The following is a 17,134-nucleotide window of genomic DNA, read 5'->3' as shown; positions in this document are numbered from 1 at the left end:
TTACAGTGCGAGTTTTATCTGGTTTCGTCCGGCTGCTTTCGCTTGATAAACAGCTTGATCTGCTGCTTTAAGAGATTGGCTAAAAGGCATATTTAGGTTGACGCTGGCGACACCGATACTGACCGTAAAATGAATGATATCACCTTCATACTGAACCTCTAACGCTGCGGCTTTTTCTTTAAGCCGCTGTGCCACACTCATTGCCTGCGCCACTTCTGTCTCAGGTAGCAAAATAATAAACTCCTCACCACCTAATCGGCACACGCAATCCTCCGTGCGCACCAAAGAATTACAACACTGAGCAAATTGCTTTAACACTTCATCGCCACCATCATGACCGTACTTATCGTTGATCAACTTAAATCTATCTAGGTCAATCATTAACAAGCTTAGGGGCCTATCTGCGCGCTGATGACGGCTCATTTCACTCTTAGCATAATCCATTACATAGCGACGGTTATTGAGCCCCGTTAACACATCCTGAAACGCCATCTCCGTTAAGCGCTGCTGCATTTGCCATAACTCATGCACCAATAGCCTACGACTGCAACAATCAGCGATAAGCTCAGTCGCAACTACCTCCCATTGCAACCAATTTCTGGGTTCAAAACGCCCTTCACAGCATACCACCCCAATGGCCAAACCATTTTGAAAAATCGCGGCATCCAGTAAAGCGCAGATCTGCTGTGGTATTAAATAACCATCCGTAAATTCACTGGTTCTCGCATCTGTCATCGCATCATTTGCGGAAATTGTCTCGCCATTAATAATGGCGCGAAAATAATTAGGGTAGTCTTGCACTGCAAGCTCAGGTAAAGGCCCAGTAATCAACCCATCCCAATCTGTATTGGCGTAGTTAATTAACTTGCTTGGCTTAGCGGCATCATCGAATAACCACACAGATACGCGGCTAACATTTAATAGCTCTTTCGCTTCAAGCAAAATATCCGACAAAAATTGTTGGTGGCCAACAGATACATCAACCTCTTTTGATAAGACTCTTCTGAGTCTCTGCGTGACATGTGTTAGTTCATTATGTCTATTGTTAGACATATCACCTTCATACTCTTTCACATCTACAGCCAAAGTTTTCACCCAAATACATCTAGTTTATACACTCTGTAACCCTTAATAATGGTCACATGTAATAATGCGTAGCCTGTACTCTTGAACCTAAAATCACTGTTTTCAGATCAACAAAACACAATCTGTTGGAAGAAAACTATTGGCTACCTCAACTAATAATACGCCGATAAGAGAAAAAAGCACTGTATTTATCCTAATTAAGGTACTCACATCAAGATAAAATATTTTGAATCAAAAAATGTGTTTCTAAATTGCATTTGATCTTTCACCATCCAGCCCAAACCATTTGTTTTATATATAAATTGAGGCGTATTTATCATTGTCAAATAAAAAGGAGCCTGCAGGCTCCTTTTTATTTGTTTAAGTATTTACTCAAATATTTTTTTAAAATAGGGTCATGCTGAGCCATTTCCCTTTGCTCTTCTAAAATCTCATTGAGCATTTGATAGGACGTTAATGGATTTGCCAAGACAACACGAAATACCACTGTCGGCTGATTTCCGTACTGCTCTGGTGTCAATCTTGTTCGAGATACAAATGACCGGCCAGTTTCACGTTGGCGTTTTTGCATACTTGCCGTAAGGCGATTCAGCGCCGCATAAATATCCAGTTTTTCCTGTTCATCGACCTCAAGTAATGCTTGTTTAACTTCCTTTGGTACATAACGATATGTCAGTAAACAAAGTTCAGGTTGAGAAATCAGCTCAAAATCATCTTGCTTAGCAATCAAGTTAGCAAAATAATGGGCTTTTTCTATGCTCTGATCGATAAGCATTTCATACCCTTTGCGACCAATTACCTGCAAGCACGCATGAACAAGCATCGCCATACCTGGTCGACTACCTTCAAGTGTATGACTGCCTAAATCTTTCGATCCTTTACGTAAAATATATTCGGCATGGTGTTCAATCACATCTGTCGCCGCAGGGTCTTTAAACAGCACGATACCTGCTCCCATTGGCACATACATTTGCTTATGTGCATCAATAGTGACTGAATCAGCTTTTTCAATGCCCGACAATAAATGTCTGTAGGTGTTGGACAGTAATGTTGCACCTCCCCACGCAGCATCTACATGAAAATGACAGTCTAGCTCTTCACATAACGCGGCCATCTCATGCAATGGATCTATACTACCGGTCTCAGTTGTGCCCGCAACGCCAACAATGGCCATCACCTTGATCCCTTGCGCCTCAAGCTCGAGAGCTTGTTCACGCATGGCATTCATATCCACTTTATTATTTTGGTTGGTGCGAATAGCAATGAAATTATCGCGGCCAATGCCTAGAACATCAGCAGCTTTACCAAGAGAGTAATGGCCACGCTCAGATACGAGTACCGCAAGGCCTTTATAGCCATAGTGCATCATAGCAGCAAACATGCCTTGCGACGAAATCCCTTTAAATTCCCCGTCTGGTTTCAATAAGCGATTTCGCGCAATCCACAATGCGGTAATATTGGCAATCGTTCCGCCTGAGCAAAACGCACCAAGCGCATTCTTAGCACTGTGCATCCACTTTTCATAAAATGCTTCATCTTGACCATACGTTAGGTGGTGCATCATACCTAAAACTTGACGTTCAAGGGGGGTGAATGCCTTAGACGTTTCAATCTTAACCAAATTTTGGTTCAAACCGACCATTAACTTGGATAAAGGCAGCAAAAAGTGAGGCAAGGCCGATGTCATATGACCAATAAAGCTTGGTGACGCAGTATGCACTGAGTGTGCAACCAATTGCTCCATAATATCTTGAGCATAATCAGACACAAAAGTCGGCTCTTCAGGAATAGCCGCAGACTGAAAGTCTTTCTCTATCTCATGCAGGGGCTTTTCAATTGCAGCAATATTCTCATTCAGAAAGCCTGCAAGATTATGTGAGATTTCTTGTTCTATTTTACTGAGTGTAGAGCCAGGGGCTTCCGGTACGGTAAAGATTCGCATCAAGCTTTCTTCAGAAGCGACTGCACAACGCTTTGGACCCATTGTTATTCCCAATCACAAATAGAGTAGATAAGTGCGCTTGCGCTGATATCACGCCTGACAGGCACATCCACCTTACTAATTTATTACGAAATCACTAACTCTACTTTAAAGTTGCCGGAAAGTCTTTAAATGCGGTGTAAAAAAATAAACTTGCCCGATATTTTCTCCATAAATAAACAAAATGAAAGTTTTCAGGTACAAAAAATGCGCGCAATCTGCTAAAAACTTTGTAAACTTTAAACCAAAGATATAAAATTTGTAATATTATTTAACGCTACACGCAACTGGAACTGCAATGACTAAATGGAACTTTGCTCATCGTACCCTTTCTTTAACTTGGGTACTCATAGGCTTTATTATCTTTGTCACCTCTCTTGTCGGATACGTTTACTACACCTATCAAAGTAGTAAAGCGACAATCATGAGCGAAATAGATGAAAAGTTACGTATCGCGGCACATAGCGCTAATTTATTTGTCGGCTCAAGCTACCACGACAACTTGGCAGGTTTATCACTTTCCGAATACAAAGCACACAGCGAACAATTGACAAAGCTTGCGCAATCTATTGGCGTAGAGTACATCTACTCAATGGTTTACGACTCACCCCATGTGCGTTTCACAGCCTCCAGCTATACAGTCGATGATGTTGCCAAAGGTCATATCACCCAATTCAAAGATATCTATGAAGAAGCCACCACAAGTAATAAAGGGGCCTTTTTATCAACCACTGAAGTCTTTGAGATCTCCTCTGATAAATGGGGGCATTTTAAAACCATATTCGTGCCTCATATTACCCCCAATGGGCAGATTTACCTCACAGGCGCAGACATTACGATTTCACATATAGAAAGTCAGCTGCAAGAAAATGTAACTCAAGCAGCTCTGTCAGCAAGCTTTTTCTTCTGCATTGCTTTACTTGTGGCTGGCACGTATATGCTTGTTTACCGTCGCACCCTTACAACCGATGCCCGTACGGGGTTTGCAAACCGTTTAGCGCTTGAGCAAGACTTAGGCAATGCGAAAAGGTCGCACCTGAGCCTCGCAATTATCTCTATTTGTGAACTTGAAGAAATCATCAGCTTTTATGGCGCAGGTGTCGGTGATAAAGTCATTCAAAATGTGATGCGTTACTTCCAAAACCTAACCACTCCTTTTAAGGTATATCGCTTGGCCACCTCAAAACTGGTGTTACTTTGTGATACGCCAAATGGTGAGCACTATTTAAATAATTTAATTTCTGAGTTTCCATTTTCAAGACCTATTCTCAATGATCCCATGCTATATATTCAACTTAAAGCAGGTATAGCACGTGGTAATAAAGGTCTGTTGCTCGAAAATGCCTTCATCGCATGTAGACAAGCCCAGCAATTGCATCAAACTACCTATATTTATGGGCAGCAAACACAGAAAACCAAGTTACTGCAAGAGTCTAATTTAGCTATTGCGAAAACGGTGCAAAGTGCTTTTGACCAGCATAGGATCATTCCTTATTTTACCCCTAGAGCTAACATTAATGATCAGCAGATTGTTCAGTACCACTGTGCGCCAAGAGTACTGACAGAGCAAGGAGTCATATTAAAGTCTCAAGCCTTTGGGGAAGTTATCAAGCACTCGCGGCTTAACTCGCAATTAACCAAGCAAATGCTTGAGTTATGTGTGGCACAATTTCGAAAAACCAATATTGCTTGGAGTTTAGCTTTGACTCCACAAGACTTGCGGGATCCGCAAATGATGGAATGTATTACTCAGGCAATTAACCGCTACCCGCAACCTAATTTAATCACTTTTGAATTGGACGAACAGGCGCTTATTAGCCAATTTAACGATATGACGGCAATCATCAGTATATTGCGTGCTAAGGGTGTCAACATATTAGTGAACTCACGCAATAGTGGCCTGCTCACTATTAGTCGCATACTTAAAATGTCTATTAATGCAGTAAAACTGGACGAAAAGCTGATTGAACAGCTGGCAGATAACCCTCAAGTTAAAGGGCTGGTGAAGCATATCGGCGAGCAATGTAAAAACAGCCAGATCTCATTAATTGTTTCTGGAATAAAAAACCAAGCGCAATTAAATCAATTAGCTGGTACACATATTACGCTTTTTGAGGGGGAATTCATTGGCGCAGCGGCACCGCACATTAAAGAAGGAACTGCCCGAGTGCAACTCAATGAGGCCTAGCTATTGCGGCCTCACCGATTAAATAGCTAAGTTTGGTTTAAATCAACTACTAAGCGAGTACTGGATTGACCACTGGCCCAGTACTTGCGCTCAAAGGGCGTAATTGCCTGCTCACTTTCATACGCCTCAGCATCGCTTTTAACACCCGCAAGCTGCAGTGCTCTAGCGAATTCCTCAACGTAAATAGACCAGTTACTTCTCACTTCCAGTACACCGCCAAGTTTGACAATAAAAGGGAAAACAGCGGCACCATGCCAACGCCTTTGAATATGCTTGGCTTTTGGCCATGGGTTTGGATACAGCAAATAATGGTGGCTAGGCTGCCAATTTGCTTCGTAAGCCAAGCGCCAGAAATCATTTAAATCAGCTTGCACTAATATATACTGACCGTGCTCATCTTGCTTGTACTCAACATCATGTTTATCAAGGCGATGCGATGATTTATCAATCCCAATAACCAAGGCATCTGAATGACGCTTAGCCAAGTTTGCCGTACTCTCACCCACACCACAGCATGAATCTAGAATAATAGGACCTGAAAAAGCCTGTACTTTTTCATTGACCTCATTAAATGCCCTTAAGGTGTGCTCAGCAATGGGCTTTTTGAACTCTGCGCTTAAGTGTTTTTGAACAATTTCATCGAGCTTTTCATGTAATCCAGTCTGATTTGTCGTGATACTTCGAGAGTTTGCGTCAGCCATGTTACTCATCATATTGCATTTGAATGGGGCAATTTTAAAAGCTTGAGGGCCAAAGTAAATAGGGGGGTGAATAAAATCCCCAAGAAGAAGGGAAAAGCAGAGCTTACGCTCTGCTATCTGTTCGTATCTTTATCCAAAACCACGCTGTGAAAATTCACAAGCGCAGCGTAGCTTCTAGAAGAAACGCTACAAAGAGAGCAAACCAGCTTAAGGTCGATAAAAGCACACACGTTGCATAGTCATATTTGGAAATGTGCCAGTGCTCGCTATGGTACACTCATAATCCCATTCACTCATAGCTTCTGAAATACTCAATGATAATCTAGCAGCACCTGGAGAACCATCATAGGGATAATCAATACCAATGCTTCCATCATTAAAGTTAGTGACCGTTACATTTCTATTAACTTGACATTGACCACCTTGTTCAAGTGTACACATCATCAAAGGTTTATGCTGAAAATCTTGTTTTTCAAAGAAAAATGTATGTATTGATAGTCGCTTTTGCTTGCTATTTTTTAAAAGCTGATCTCTAACTGCCAATACTGAACTCGAACCCACTTGAGCCAATGCTGCATCAACAACTGTGTCCGTAGATCTGCTTTGGGTTGACGCAGGCGACTCTCTTCGACTGATACCTTCAGGATCAATATACTCTTCAGAGTTATTATCGTCATTTAAAATATCAGGATCGATCGAATGAGGAGTGCAGTTTAATTCCTTACAAGGATCATACTGCTCAATCTTATATGTATATAAGCGGTTGTACATAACAGCTATTACAAAATCTTCGACTATCTTTTCACGATCATTAGCGCTAAAAGTGCAATTTTCATTATAAAGACATTGACGATAAAATGTGAGTGAATCAACATTGGTTCTAATACCAGTTTTTCGAATTTCAACTTCTTGCCCTTGGGAGACGAAAAATAAGCGGCCAACTTTAGATGCAGCAACGGATGGTAAAGAAAAAACCACTATCAACAAAATAAAATAGAATCTAATCATTATAATTTCCTTTTAAATAAATATGTTGTATGTAATCCACACACAAAAACAACACAAAATGTAAATAAAAACGCACACAAACTGAAACAAAAATGTAAACCAAAATAACATTACACGCAAGCCACTATAAAATGGCTGGACAGGGTCAACTTCCCCATAAAATGAAGCAATTTGTAAGTAGAGTTTTATCAATGCAAGTAGAAAATTTTACGATACGAAAAGGCAGGCTTGTTACATAGTTGTTTAGAGTTCTGGCTTGCTGCAACAAGCCAGAAGCGTGTGACATCTTTTATATGGTTTATTAATGCCTTAATCCAACACCACGCTTAATCAGTGTCAGTGCAATCGTAAATAGCACAGAAATAAAACCAATGAGCACCCCAAATGCAACATAGATATTGACGTCCGATACACCTAAGAAACCATACCTGAACGCGTTAACCATATAGATGATTGGGTTGATTTGCGATACGCCTTGCCAAAACTCAGGGAGCAACTGAATCGAATAAAATACCCCCCCCAGATACGTTAACGGCGTTAACACAAAGGTCGGAATAATACTGATATCATCAAAGCTGTTTGCATACACGGCGTTGATCAAACCGCCAAGTGCAAACACAGCAGAGGTGAGCACCACCGTAGCCACAATCACTGCGATATTATGAATTTGAATATCCACAAAGAACAAACTAACCAAGCTTACAATTAAGCCAACCAGCATGCCACGAGCCATACCGCCCCCCATGTAACCGAGTACAATTACATAGTTAGGCACGGGCGCAACCAATAGCTCTTCAATGCTCTTTTGAAACTTTGTTGAATAAAAGCTAGAGGCCACATTTGAGTAGGAGTTGGTGATCACCGACATCATGATAAGACCCGGCACAATAAACTCCATATAGCCAAAGCCGCCCATTTCACCAATGCGAGACCCAATCAAACTACCAAAAATAATAAAGTAAAGCGTCATCGTAATGGCTGGCGGTACTAAGGTTTGCACCCAAATACGCAAAAAGCGTATGCACTCTTTAATCCAAATACTTTTCAGTGCAACACGGTATTTTAATATGCTCATTGCTTACGCCCCTGCTCTAATAACCCCACAAATAGCTCCTCTAAGCGATTCGCTTTATTACGCATACTTAACACTGTATTGCCCTGCTCGCTCAATTGCGCAAAGACACCGTTAAGCCCTTGTGACTTCTCCACTTCGACTTCAAGCGTGTGATCATCAATCAAGGTAAACTGGTACCCTGACAGCGATACAGGCTTGATGGGAGCTTGTAAGTCTAAAATAAAGGTTTCTTTGTCCAGCTTTGCTAATAAGGCTTTTATTGTGGTGTGCTCGACAATCACCCCTTTATCGATAATGGCGATATTACGACACAATAACTCAGCCTCTTCTAAATAGTGAGTTGTTAATATAATGGTGACACCTTGGCTGTTAATTTCACGCAAGAAATCCCACATCGAGCGTCTTAGCTCTATATCTACACCAGCCGTAGGCTCATCCAATATCAATAGCTTTGGTTCATGCATCAGTGCACGAGCGATCATTAAGCGGCGTTTCATACCACCAGATAAGGTGCGTGCTTGCTTGTCTTTTTTATCAAACAGTCCTAGCTGCTTGAGGTATTTCTCGGCGCGCTGATGTGCAACTTGGCGAGGTACGCCATAGTAGCCCGCTTGATTCACCAAAATTTGATTCAGCGTTTCGAACTGGCTAAAGTTGAATTCCTGAGGGACTAGACCTAGCTCAGATTTCGCATCTTCTAATGCAGTATCAATCGAATGGCCAAAAACACTAACCTCGCCTTGGGTTTTATTCACTAAAGAAGCAATAACCCCTATCGTTGTCGATTTGCCCGCCCCATTGGGACCAAGCAGTGCAAAGAAATCTCCTTCTTGCACCTCTAAATCTATCCCTTTAACGGCTTCAACACCGTTTTTATAGACTTTTTTTAAGCCTTTTATACTTAATGCAGTTGTCATGTATTTCGGATCCCCAATCCCCATAATGTGTTTTCAAACAATTTATTCGCCATATCCCCAGCGTTTTGCCAGATTATGTTCAATGTTTAGATGGTCTAAAATCCGTGCCACCATAAAATCAACCAAATCTTCGATTGATTGCGGTTGATGATAAAACCCCGGCGCAGCAGGCATAATAGTGACGCCCAATTGACTCAACTTGAGCATATTTTCCAAATGGATTGGGCTAAATGGCGTCTCTCGTGGCACCAATATTAACTGTCCACGCTCTTTGATCACCACATCCGCTGCACGCTCAAGTAAGTTATCTGATGCACCCAGTGCAATCGCTGAGACACTTCCTGCGCTACACGGACACACCACCATTTTCTTTGGTGCGGCAGAACCAGATGCAACAGGACTAAACCAATTGTCTTTCCCAAAGACTTGAATTTGACCTTCTTTGGCGTTGCATAGTGCACTGAGCTGTTCAGTGGCTTTGGCTTCATTGCCAGAGAGTTTAACGTTGGACTCAGTATCCAGTACCACACGCGCGGCGCTAGAGATAAGCACAAAGACTTGATAATCCAGTGCGACCAAAACTTCTAATAAACGTAGGCCATATGGCGCACCCGATGCGCCGCTAAATGCTAACGTAATTGGATCTTTAAATTGTGACATAGGTTTATGACATTACCTTTTTAAGTTCAGCAGTTAGGGCATCATGAATGCCATTAAAACCACCGTTACTCATAATTAAAATATGCTGATTTGGTTTGGCCTGCGAAATCACGTACTTAATAATATCATCTGTACTCGCAAAACATTGGCGACCCGCTTTGTGTGCCGCTTCTTTTAATGACCATGAAAGACCTTGTGGCTCATAGACTAAGGCCTCATCAGCGGCGCCAAGCGCATTCATTAACGTATCTTGGTGCACACCCATTTTCATGGTATTTGAGCGCGGCTCCAAAATAGCAATGATTTCATCACTGCCCACCTTTGCACGAAGCCCAGCAAGCGTCGTTTCAATCGCGGTTGGATGATGTGCAAAATCATCATATACACTCACACCACCAATTTCGGCTTTGAGTTCCATACGACGTTTTGGCGACTTGAAAGTTTGCAGTGCTTCAATGCTTACCTCAACTGGGATCCCGACATGACGCGCGGCAGCAATCGCCATAATGGCGTTTTTCACATTGTGCTCACCAATGGCAGACCAGTTTACCTCACCAACTTCTTCGCCCTGCAACAGCACGTTAAAGCGGCTGCCGTCTGGCGCGATTAATTGATACGACCAATCCCCATCAAGCGATTCTTTTTGACTCCAAAAACCACGCTCTAACACCTCATTTATTGCACTATCTTGTGCTGGATAAATCGCTTTCCCCTGCCCAGGCAAGGTTCTGATTAAATGGTGGAATTGGGTCTGGATGGCATTTAGATCAGCAAAAATGTCTGCATGATCAAACTCAAGGTTATTCAGAATTAACGTACGTGGTAAATAGTGCACAAACTTGCTGCGCTTATCAAAAAATGCGGTGTCATATTCATCGGCTTCGATAACAAAGAATGGCGTATCGGTAATCCGAGCGGATAAACCAAAATTTTGCACAATCCCACCGATTAAAAAGCCAGGTTTAAGACCTGCATATTCTAGCAACCAAGCTAGCATACTGGCTGTGGTGGTTTTGCCATGTGTGCCAGCAACAGCGAGTACCCAAGCATCTTGCAATACATGCTGTTTTAACCACTCAGGTCCAGATGTATACGGCAGGCCTTTCTCTAACACATACTCTACACAGGGGTTGCCGCGACTCATTGCATTGCCTATCACAACCACATCCGGCCTTGGCTCTAACTGAGCGGGGTCATAACCTTGCGTTAATTCAATACCCAAAGACTCAAGTTGGGTACTCATTGGCGGATAAACGTTTTGGTCTGAGCCCGTGACTTTATGGCCCAAAGATTGTGCGATGGCGGCAATGCCCCCCATAAAGGTGCCGCAGATCCCAAGAATATGAATATGCATAAGTTCAGCTAGTTATGAAAATTGCCCCTAGAGTAACATACTCCAATGAGCCTAGGCTGACTTTGTACGCAAAACACTTTTGCACAGACAAAAAAATACCAGCCTGTTGGCTGGTATTTTTAGTAAGTACTCAATTTAGTTACAACTTAAGCAACACCGTATTGGTCACGGTACGCTTTAACTGCCGCTAGATGCTCAGACGCGCTACCTTGTTGCTCTAGGTAAGTAATTAGATCAGCAAGCTTAACAATCGACACCACTTCTGTGCCAAAGTCGCGCTCTACTTCTTGAATTGCAGAAAGCTCACCTTTACCTTTTTCCTGACGGTCAAGGGCAATCAATACACCAGCTAAGTCTGCTTCATTCGCCTTGATAATTTCCATCGACTCACGGATCGCAGTACCTGCTGTTATCACATCATCAACCAACATAATACGGCCTTTAAGCTCTGAACCAACTAGGTTTCCGCCTTCACCGTGCTGCTTTTTCTCTTTACGATTAAAGCAGTAAGGTACGTCTTTGTCATGGTGATCAGCCAGTGCAACCGCAGTTGTTGTCGCAATTGGAATGCCTTTATAGGCTGGGCCAAATAGCACATCATAAGCAATGCCCGCATCTTCTAGTGCTGCAGCATAAAAACGACCTAAACGCGCAAGGTCACGACCCGTATTAAATAAGCCAGCATTAAAGAAGTAAGGGCTAGTACGACCTGATTTAAGCGTAAACTCACCAAACTTTAGCACCTGCTTTTCCAGCGCAAATTCAATAAAATCTTTTTGATACTGTTTCATAACTCACCTACTGTTTACGCTAATGCTTGTTTTTGAATATCGATGATCTCGCGAATTGAATGCTTAGCGAGTGCCAACAACTCATCAAGCTCTTCGAATGAGAAAGGTTCGCCTTCAGCAGTGCCTTGAACTTCAATCAGCTTACCGGTTTCTGTCATAATTACGTTCATGTCAGTTTCGGCTTCTGAGTCTTCAAGGTACTCTAGGTCACTGATTGCTTCACCGTTGTATACACCTACAGAAATTGCGGCAATCATGAACTTAAGTGGGTTTGCATTGATCATGCCTTTAGCACGCATGTGCGTCAGTGCGTCAACCAATGCCACACATGCACCACTGATTGATGCTGTACGTGTACCACCGTCTGCTTGCAACACGTCGCAATCAATTGTAATGGTGTTTTCACCTAGTGCCGATAGGTCAACCGCAGCACGTAAAGCGCGTGCGATAAGACGTTGAATTTCCATCGTACGACCACCTTGCTTGCCTTTTGCAGCTTCGCGGCCATTACGAGTGTGAGTAGAGCGAGGAAGCATGCCATACTCTGCAGTGATCCAACCTTTACCTTGTCCTTTCATAAAACGCGGTACGCCCGCTTCCACAGTAGCTGTACACAGCACTTTTGTATTGCCAAACTCTACAAGCACTGAGCCTTCAGCATGCATTGTATAGTTACGGGTAAATGTTACAGGTCTAATCTGATTTGCAGTTCTTTCGCTTGGACGCATCCACGTTCCCCTATCATCAAAGTTTCGCAATATTATAAAGGGATCCTTTGCGCTATGCCACGCAATACCAAAAGAAATCTTAGCTTTACCTATCGAGCAGCGTTTTTCTTAGGCTATAATGGCCACGCAAACTTAATTAAATAGGAACTTTATATGATCCATAGTATGACCGCCTACGCTCGAAAAGAGGTAAAAGGCGATTGGGGCACTGGGGTTTGGGAGATCCGCTCAGTCAATCAACGTTATCTCGAAACATTTATCCGCGCGCCGGAGCAATTCAGGGCATTAGAGCCAGTAGTACGTGAACGCCTTCGCAAGCAACTGCAGCGAGGCAAAGTGGAAGTCTATTTAAAATTTGCAGCAAACCCAGCACACGTTGGTCAGCTGTCTATTAACGAAACCCTAGCCAAACAAATCTTAGAAAACGCTAAATGGGTGCAATCTATCAGCGGTGGAGATATCAACCCGACTGAAATCTTACGCTGGCCAGGCGTTATGGAAGCTGAAGAAGTCGATTTAGATGAAGTAAACAGTGCATTACTTGCCGGTTTTGACGAAGTCGTACAAGACTTTAAAGCGGCAAGAGCCTCTGAAGGTGCAAACCTTGAGAGCATGATCACCACGCGTCTAGACAGTATTCTTGAACAAGTCGCTGTTGTTGAAGGCCACATGCCAGAAGTGACTAAATGGCAGCGTGACAAGCTCTCACAAAAACTAGAGGAGCTGCAAACAGACATCGATGAGTCACGCTTAGAGCAAGAGCTGATTTACCTTGCACAAAAGCAAGATGTTGCAGAAGAGCTAGACCGCTTAAAATCTCACGTCAAAGAGACGCATAAAATCTTGAAAAAAGGTGGCGCATGCGGCCGTCGTTTAGACTTTATGATGCAAGAGTTTAACCGTGAGTCGAATACACTTGCTTCAAAATCTATCAATGCTGAGATCACTAATGCAGCAGTAGAACTTAAAGTTCTGATTGAGCAAATGCGCGAACAAATCCAGAATATTGAGTAGGAAACCATAAGGTATCACTAAGTCCCACAAAGCCTTATAGGATGTGGGACTTCGTTAGTCCCATACAATCCCATAAATTTTCACCTAATTGGTACTGCCACTGGTACTGAATTGGTACCACCAAAACCAACTCTCATTCACTTCAACATCAAAGGATTAAAGGATATTAAGCGAAACTAAAATAAAAAATTGCTCCAGTCGGGTACTGTTATCAACGGTATTTCTGATGATGAAGGGCTTTACCTACTCATTATTAAATCAGGCTATGCGAGCTTTCATTTTCGATATAACTGTAACCCCCCATAAACTGAAACAGTTCATAAGTAGAATTTCTACCAATATAAGAAGGAAGTTTTATGTTGCGAAAAAGTAAGTTCACCGAAACACAGATAGTCGGCATGAGCAAAGAAGCTGAATCAGACGTGCCCGTGCCGGAAACATAGCATGGTCAAAGTACATTTTATAAGTGGCGTTCTAAAAATGGAGATTTTTGGAAAACGAGATAATTATGTACCTCGCTTTGAATAGCATTGAAATTATGACTATTTCATTAAATACACGTCATCCCATGTAAGATAAGGATCCCAATCCGGACCTAAATAAGCAATACGACTATCTCGTTCAATTTGATAAATATTACTCCACTTATGGGGTTCAACGGATACTAATGTACCATCTACCAGTCTGATTGAAATGACTTGAGTTTCATTTGAAGTCGGTTGCAAAGGGTGGCCTATTAAATGCACATCGGTCAACTCTTGCTCACCAACCGAATACTCACTCCACTGAATTTTCTCACCAAGTTGATATTCAGGGAAATTCAACAGGTTTCCCCAATAAAACACATAATCCATTTTTTTATTGTCTATATTTACACCCTTCAATATGCAGCAAGATTTAATAGGGGTCTGATGATCAATTTCATCATATTGATTTTTAGTGTAATAATGAAGATTTAGATAATTAGCCATTCGTTGATAGGTTTTCTTATCCCAACAATGGCGCTCCAAGAAAAATAACCTTCTAAGGTTTACCCATTCTGAATAACGTGAGAATGGTGCCTGTAAGATCCTGTCCATATCACTTAGGTTACACTTTGGATCGCTAAAGGGTGACTTTCTAACCATTGTCTGAATAGTACGCCAGACACTGTGGGTAGGAACAGCTTCCGTATTTTTCTTACTTAAGTATGCCTGACTGACCATGTCTTTAAACAAACGATTTTCGTAATCTTCAACAGGTATCATATCGCTTGTAATAAACGGTTCTCCGATAGTGCCATAAGGTAATGACCTTATCTTGTCACCTGCTAGCTCAATTATTTTGTTTGCTTTAATGTGAATAAGTGTCTCAGGAGCATAATTATTACAGTTTTTACAACGAGATAATGAGCGACCCACAACAAATAACTCATCAAAGTATTTTTCTCCCTTATTGATGTCACCCCAACAAATATGATCACCCACTTTGTAGGTTGGATAATTAACAATATTACCCCACTCGAAGGCTATATCTGTAGCAAAGCGTTCATCACATTGATTACATTGAATGATTTCCTTCTCTAGGGTGGCGAAAGATTTCACTTCAAGCATTAAAGCAGATTGTTCAGCTCCTTTATATATACAGTCTTTTTCTCGCCATATATTTTGAACCAGTGTTTTAAAGTCTTCATCAGAAAACAATGGTAAATAGCCAAATAATAATTTTCCAAATATATTATCAGTGGTGCAAGAATCCAATAAAGCAGCTAGTTTCGGATAGTTATATGGGTCAAGTGTATTTTTTATAATATCTTTAATTTTATCTGCTTTTTGACCATGCGAATTTCTAAATTTCTTCCTTTGTCTTTCGCTGAATTCAATATTAATACCGTCGGCGTAATCCGTACTATACATTAAATCACAATTAGTATGGTTATCAGGATCAATAAGGGAAATTCCGTCTATGTATATGTCATATTGCTTATCAGTTAATATATCTTGCGCTTGTTCTAGGTAATATGGAAAATCATGCAAAAACTCATACGCATAAGTAATCGCTTTTTTATTTGGTGCTTTTGTACAACCAAAAACTTCAATATCATAATCAAAAAATCGACCTAAATCCTTTTCCATAGCCTTGGCGGTTGTTAGCTCCTTAAATATTGAAATGACGCTTCCCTCTATGATTTTACCGCACCAAATATTCCGGTACTCATCACTAGTACGGCCGTTTTCATCTTCATACATTCCCCACTTAAATGGTTTAAATAGAACATAGTTATTAAATACAGCTAGAACCCAGTCAGAATAGGTCGAGTATGAAAACTGCGAATGATTACTAAGATAGTCTTTTAGCCATTTTTTCTCACCGATGTAAACAAATCCTAATTGTTCATATTCTTCTAAATTCTTAATGCGTCTTTTGATTTCATCATTACTTTTTTCAGACAGCTCTTCTTCACAGAGTGATAATTTCCGCTGTATTTTACATAACTCCCAATATTCATCAGCAGGGATGTACTTTCGGATGAGGTGGCTAAAAGGCCCTTCTATTTCACAAGATAACTTCATTTTCAACTATTTTAATTACCAGGTTAAAAACCTTTCCAGTATAAATACACTGGTATGCAACTTGATTGTACATGCTGTGCGATGTTTCATAACAGAGTATATTTTTCTTACCCTTAAATAAAGAAATGATTAATGCACGCTATTAATAACCAGGACTATTTCAGATCTCTCCATTTTTTATGAATAACCAAATGTACAGACATTGATTAATAACCTTTAAAGTCCAATGTATTTTAATGTTCTTACTTTAACTGATTACGATAATAATCCAATACACTTAACTTAATTGCTCGTTATGGTTGAGTAATCCTTGCTTTTTGAATTTTCAAAGGAAGTACCCGCCCCTGCAGATCATATGTTTGATAACTTAGATCCAAGTAACAATAAAATAGGTAGATATGCTAATTTTACTCCACAAGATCAACGTTACGATGTTAAGCTAGAGGAATGGATAATACTATTCCAGTTGGATTCCAAATTTGATAATGACTTTAATATCATGTGGAGTGGCGCTGGGGTTTTCACGAGTGTGGTACAACTGGGACTGTAGTTAAATGCTGCGGCTTAATAACTTGGTCGTTTGTAACCTTCGCTTCCATGAGCTTATATTCTTAAAAATTATATAAGGTTATTATTATTCCAAGTGGCGGATGTTTTAGTGCATAAAGCCTTAACCTCACCATGGCACCAAAGCTAATTACCACATAATTTCAATAACATAAGAGAAAAAAACCTATCGTTAGCCCCAAAGCATTGATTAATAATTAGGTAAATTCAAATTATTGACAAGCACCCAGCATTGCTGGACTTTTTTATACAAATACAAACCAAAATACATGCATGAACCTGTCACGCAGCCTGTCTAGTAGCTCAATTTAAATTCAAAATAGCCTGTCGTTTAATGCGTTCTCACCCAAAGCACATATAAAATATTTAAATTGAAAAAACTTACAGCTGACAAAGCTTAAATACTCGAGTAAAAAACACTTAATATTTAGAGCTTTACAGCTATCAGCCTATACATTATATAAACTACTCAACAGATAAAAAAGTTCATAAAAGTGCTTTTAAATCATGGG

General features: G+C 41.0%; 14 protein-coding genes. 3 read left to right on the top strand and 11 right to left on the bottom strand.

Annotated features, from left to right (window positions below):
• Both QNM16_RS16285 and panP read right to left on the bottom strand, forming a co-directional pair.
• Window positions 1–1,086, bottom strand: coding sequence for a sensor domain-containing diguanylate cyclase (locus tag QNM16_RS16285; protein ID WP_284021487.1), 1,086 nt, complete (start codon window positions 1,084–1,086; stop codon window positions 1–3).
• 352 nt (window positions 1,087–1,438) lie between these two features.
• Window positions 1,439–3,070, bottom strand: coding sequence for a pyridoxal-dependent aspartate 1-decarboxylase PanP (gene panP, locus QNM16_RS16280; RefSeq protein WP_284021486.1), 1,632 nt, complete (start codon window positions 3,068–3,070; stop codon window positions 1,439–1,441).
• 295 nt (window positions 3,071–3,365) lie between these two features.
• Between panP and QNM16_RS16275 the strand changes: the two genes are divergently transcribed.
• Window positions 3,366–5,255: a GGDEF domain-containing protein gene (locus QNM16_RS16275; RefSeq protein WP_284021485.1), complete on the top strand. Its 1,890-nt coding sequence runs from the start codon at window positions 3,366–3,368 to the stop codon at window positions 5,253–5,255.
• A 26-nt stretch (window positions 5,256–5,281) separates the two neighbouring features.
• Here QNM16_RS16275 and trmB read toward each other — a convergent pair whose 3' ends face one another.
• From trmB to rph, 8 genes are all read right to left on the bottom strand, one after another.
• Window positions 5,282–5,956 carry a tRNA (guanine(46)-N(7))-methyltransferase TrmB gene (gene trmB, locus QNM16_RS16270; protein ID WP_284021484.1) on the bottom strand — a complete coding sequence of 225 codons (675 nt, stop codon included), beginning with the start codon at window positions 5,954–5,956 and terminating at the stop codon, window positions 5,282–5,284.
• Between the two features lie 207 nt (window positions 5,957–6,163).
• On the bottom strand, window positions 6,164–6,964 hold the full coding sequence (locus tag QNM16_RS16265; RefSeq protein WP_284021483.1) for a hypothetical protein: 801 nt from the start codon (window positions 6,962–6,964) through the stop codon (window positions 6,164–6,166).
• A 301-nt stretch (window positions 6,965–7,265) separates the two neighbouring features.
• Window positions 7,266–8,033: an ABC transporter permease gene (locus tag QNM16_RS16260; protein ID WP_237137058.1), complete on the bottom strand. Its 768-nt coding sequence runs from the start codon at window positions 8,031–8,033 to the stop codon at window positions 7,266–7,268.
• Between the two features lie 2 nt (window positions 8,034–8,035).
• Entirely contained in the window at window positions 8,036–8,956 is a 921-nt protein-coding gene (locus tag QNM16_RS16255) for an ABC transporter ATP-binding protein (protein ID WP_284021482.1), read from the bottom strand.
• A 42-nt stretch (window positions 8,957–8,998) separates the two neighbouring features.
• Window positions 8,999–9,616 carry a flavin prenyltransferase UbiX gene (locus QNM16_RS16250; RefSeq protein WP_284021481.1) on the bottom strand — a complete coding sequence of 206 codons (618 nt, stop codon included), beginning with the start codon at window positions 9,614–9,616 and terminating at the stop codon, window positions 8,999–9,001.
• Window positions 9,617–9,620: 4 nt separating this feature from the next.
• Complete coding sequence (mpl, locus tag QNM16_RS16245) at window positions 9,621–10,970, bottom strand: UDP-N-acetylmuramate:L-alanyl-gamma-D-glutamyl-meso-diaminopimelate ligase (protein ID WP_284021480.1); 1,350 nt, start codon at window positions 10,968–10,970, stop codon at window positions 9,621–9,623.
• A 146-nt stretch (window positions 10,971–11,116) separates the two neighbouring features.
• On the bottom strand, window positions 11,117–11,761 hold the full coding sequence (gene pyrE, locus QNM16_RS16240) for an orotate phosphoribosyltransferase (protein WP_046354198.1): 645 nt from the start codon (window positions 11,759–11,761) through the stop codon (window positions 11,117–11,119).
• Window positions 11,762–11,775: 14 nt separating this feature from the next.
• The gene (gene rph / locus QNM16_RS16235; RefSeq protein ID WP_023399777.1) at window positions 11,776–12,489 is read right to left on the bottom strand and encodes a ribonuclease PH; all 714 of its coding nucleotides are present in this window, start codon (window positions 12,487–12,489) and stop codon (window positions 11,776–11,778) included.
• 153 nt (window positions 12,490–12,642) lie between these two features.
• Between rph and QNM16_RS16230 the strand changes: the two genes are divergently transcribed.
• Entirely contained in the window at window positions 12,643–13,503 is an 861-nt protein-coding gene (locus QNM16_RS16230) for a YicC/YloC family endoribonuclease (RefSeq protein WP_284021479.1), read from the top strand.
• Window positions 13,504–14,045: 542 nt separating this feature from the next.
• Here QNM16_RS16230 and QNM16_RS16225 read toward each other — a convergent pair.
• Window positions 14,046–16,055 (bottom strand): hypothetical protein, encoded by a 2,010-nt coding sequence (locus tag QNM16_RS16225; protein ID WP_284021478.1) that lies wholly within the window; start codon window positions 16,053–16,055, stop codon window positions 14,046–14,048.
• A 355-nt stretch (window positions 16,056–16,410) separates the two neighbouring features.
• On the opposite strand from QNM16_RS16225, the gene QNM16_RS26470 reads away from it, so the two are divergent.
• On the top strand, window positions 16,411–16,605 hold the full coding sequence (locus tag QNM16_RS26470; RefSeq protein ID WP_369291500.1) for a DUF1963 domain-containing protein: 195 nt from the start codon (window positions 16,411–16,413) through the stop codon (window positions 16,603–16,605).
• Window positions 16,606–17,134 lie beyond the last annotated feature (529 nt).

The organism is Pseudoalteromonas umbrosa (assembly GCF_030125375.1).
In the GTDB taxonomy this organism is placed as follows: domain Bacteria; phylum Pseudomonadota; class Gammaproteobacteria; order Enterobacterales; family Alteromonadaceae; genus Pseudoalteromonas; species Pseudoalteromonas umbrosa.
Note: the sequence above shows the minus strand (reverse complement) of the source record. Positions and strands in the feature narration are given on the sequence as shown.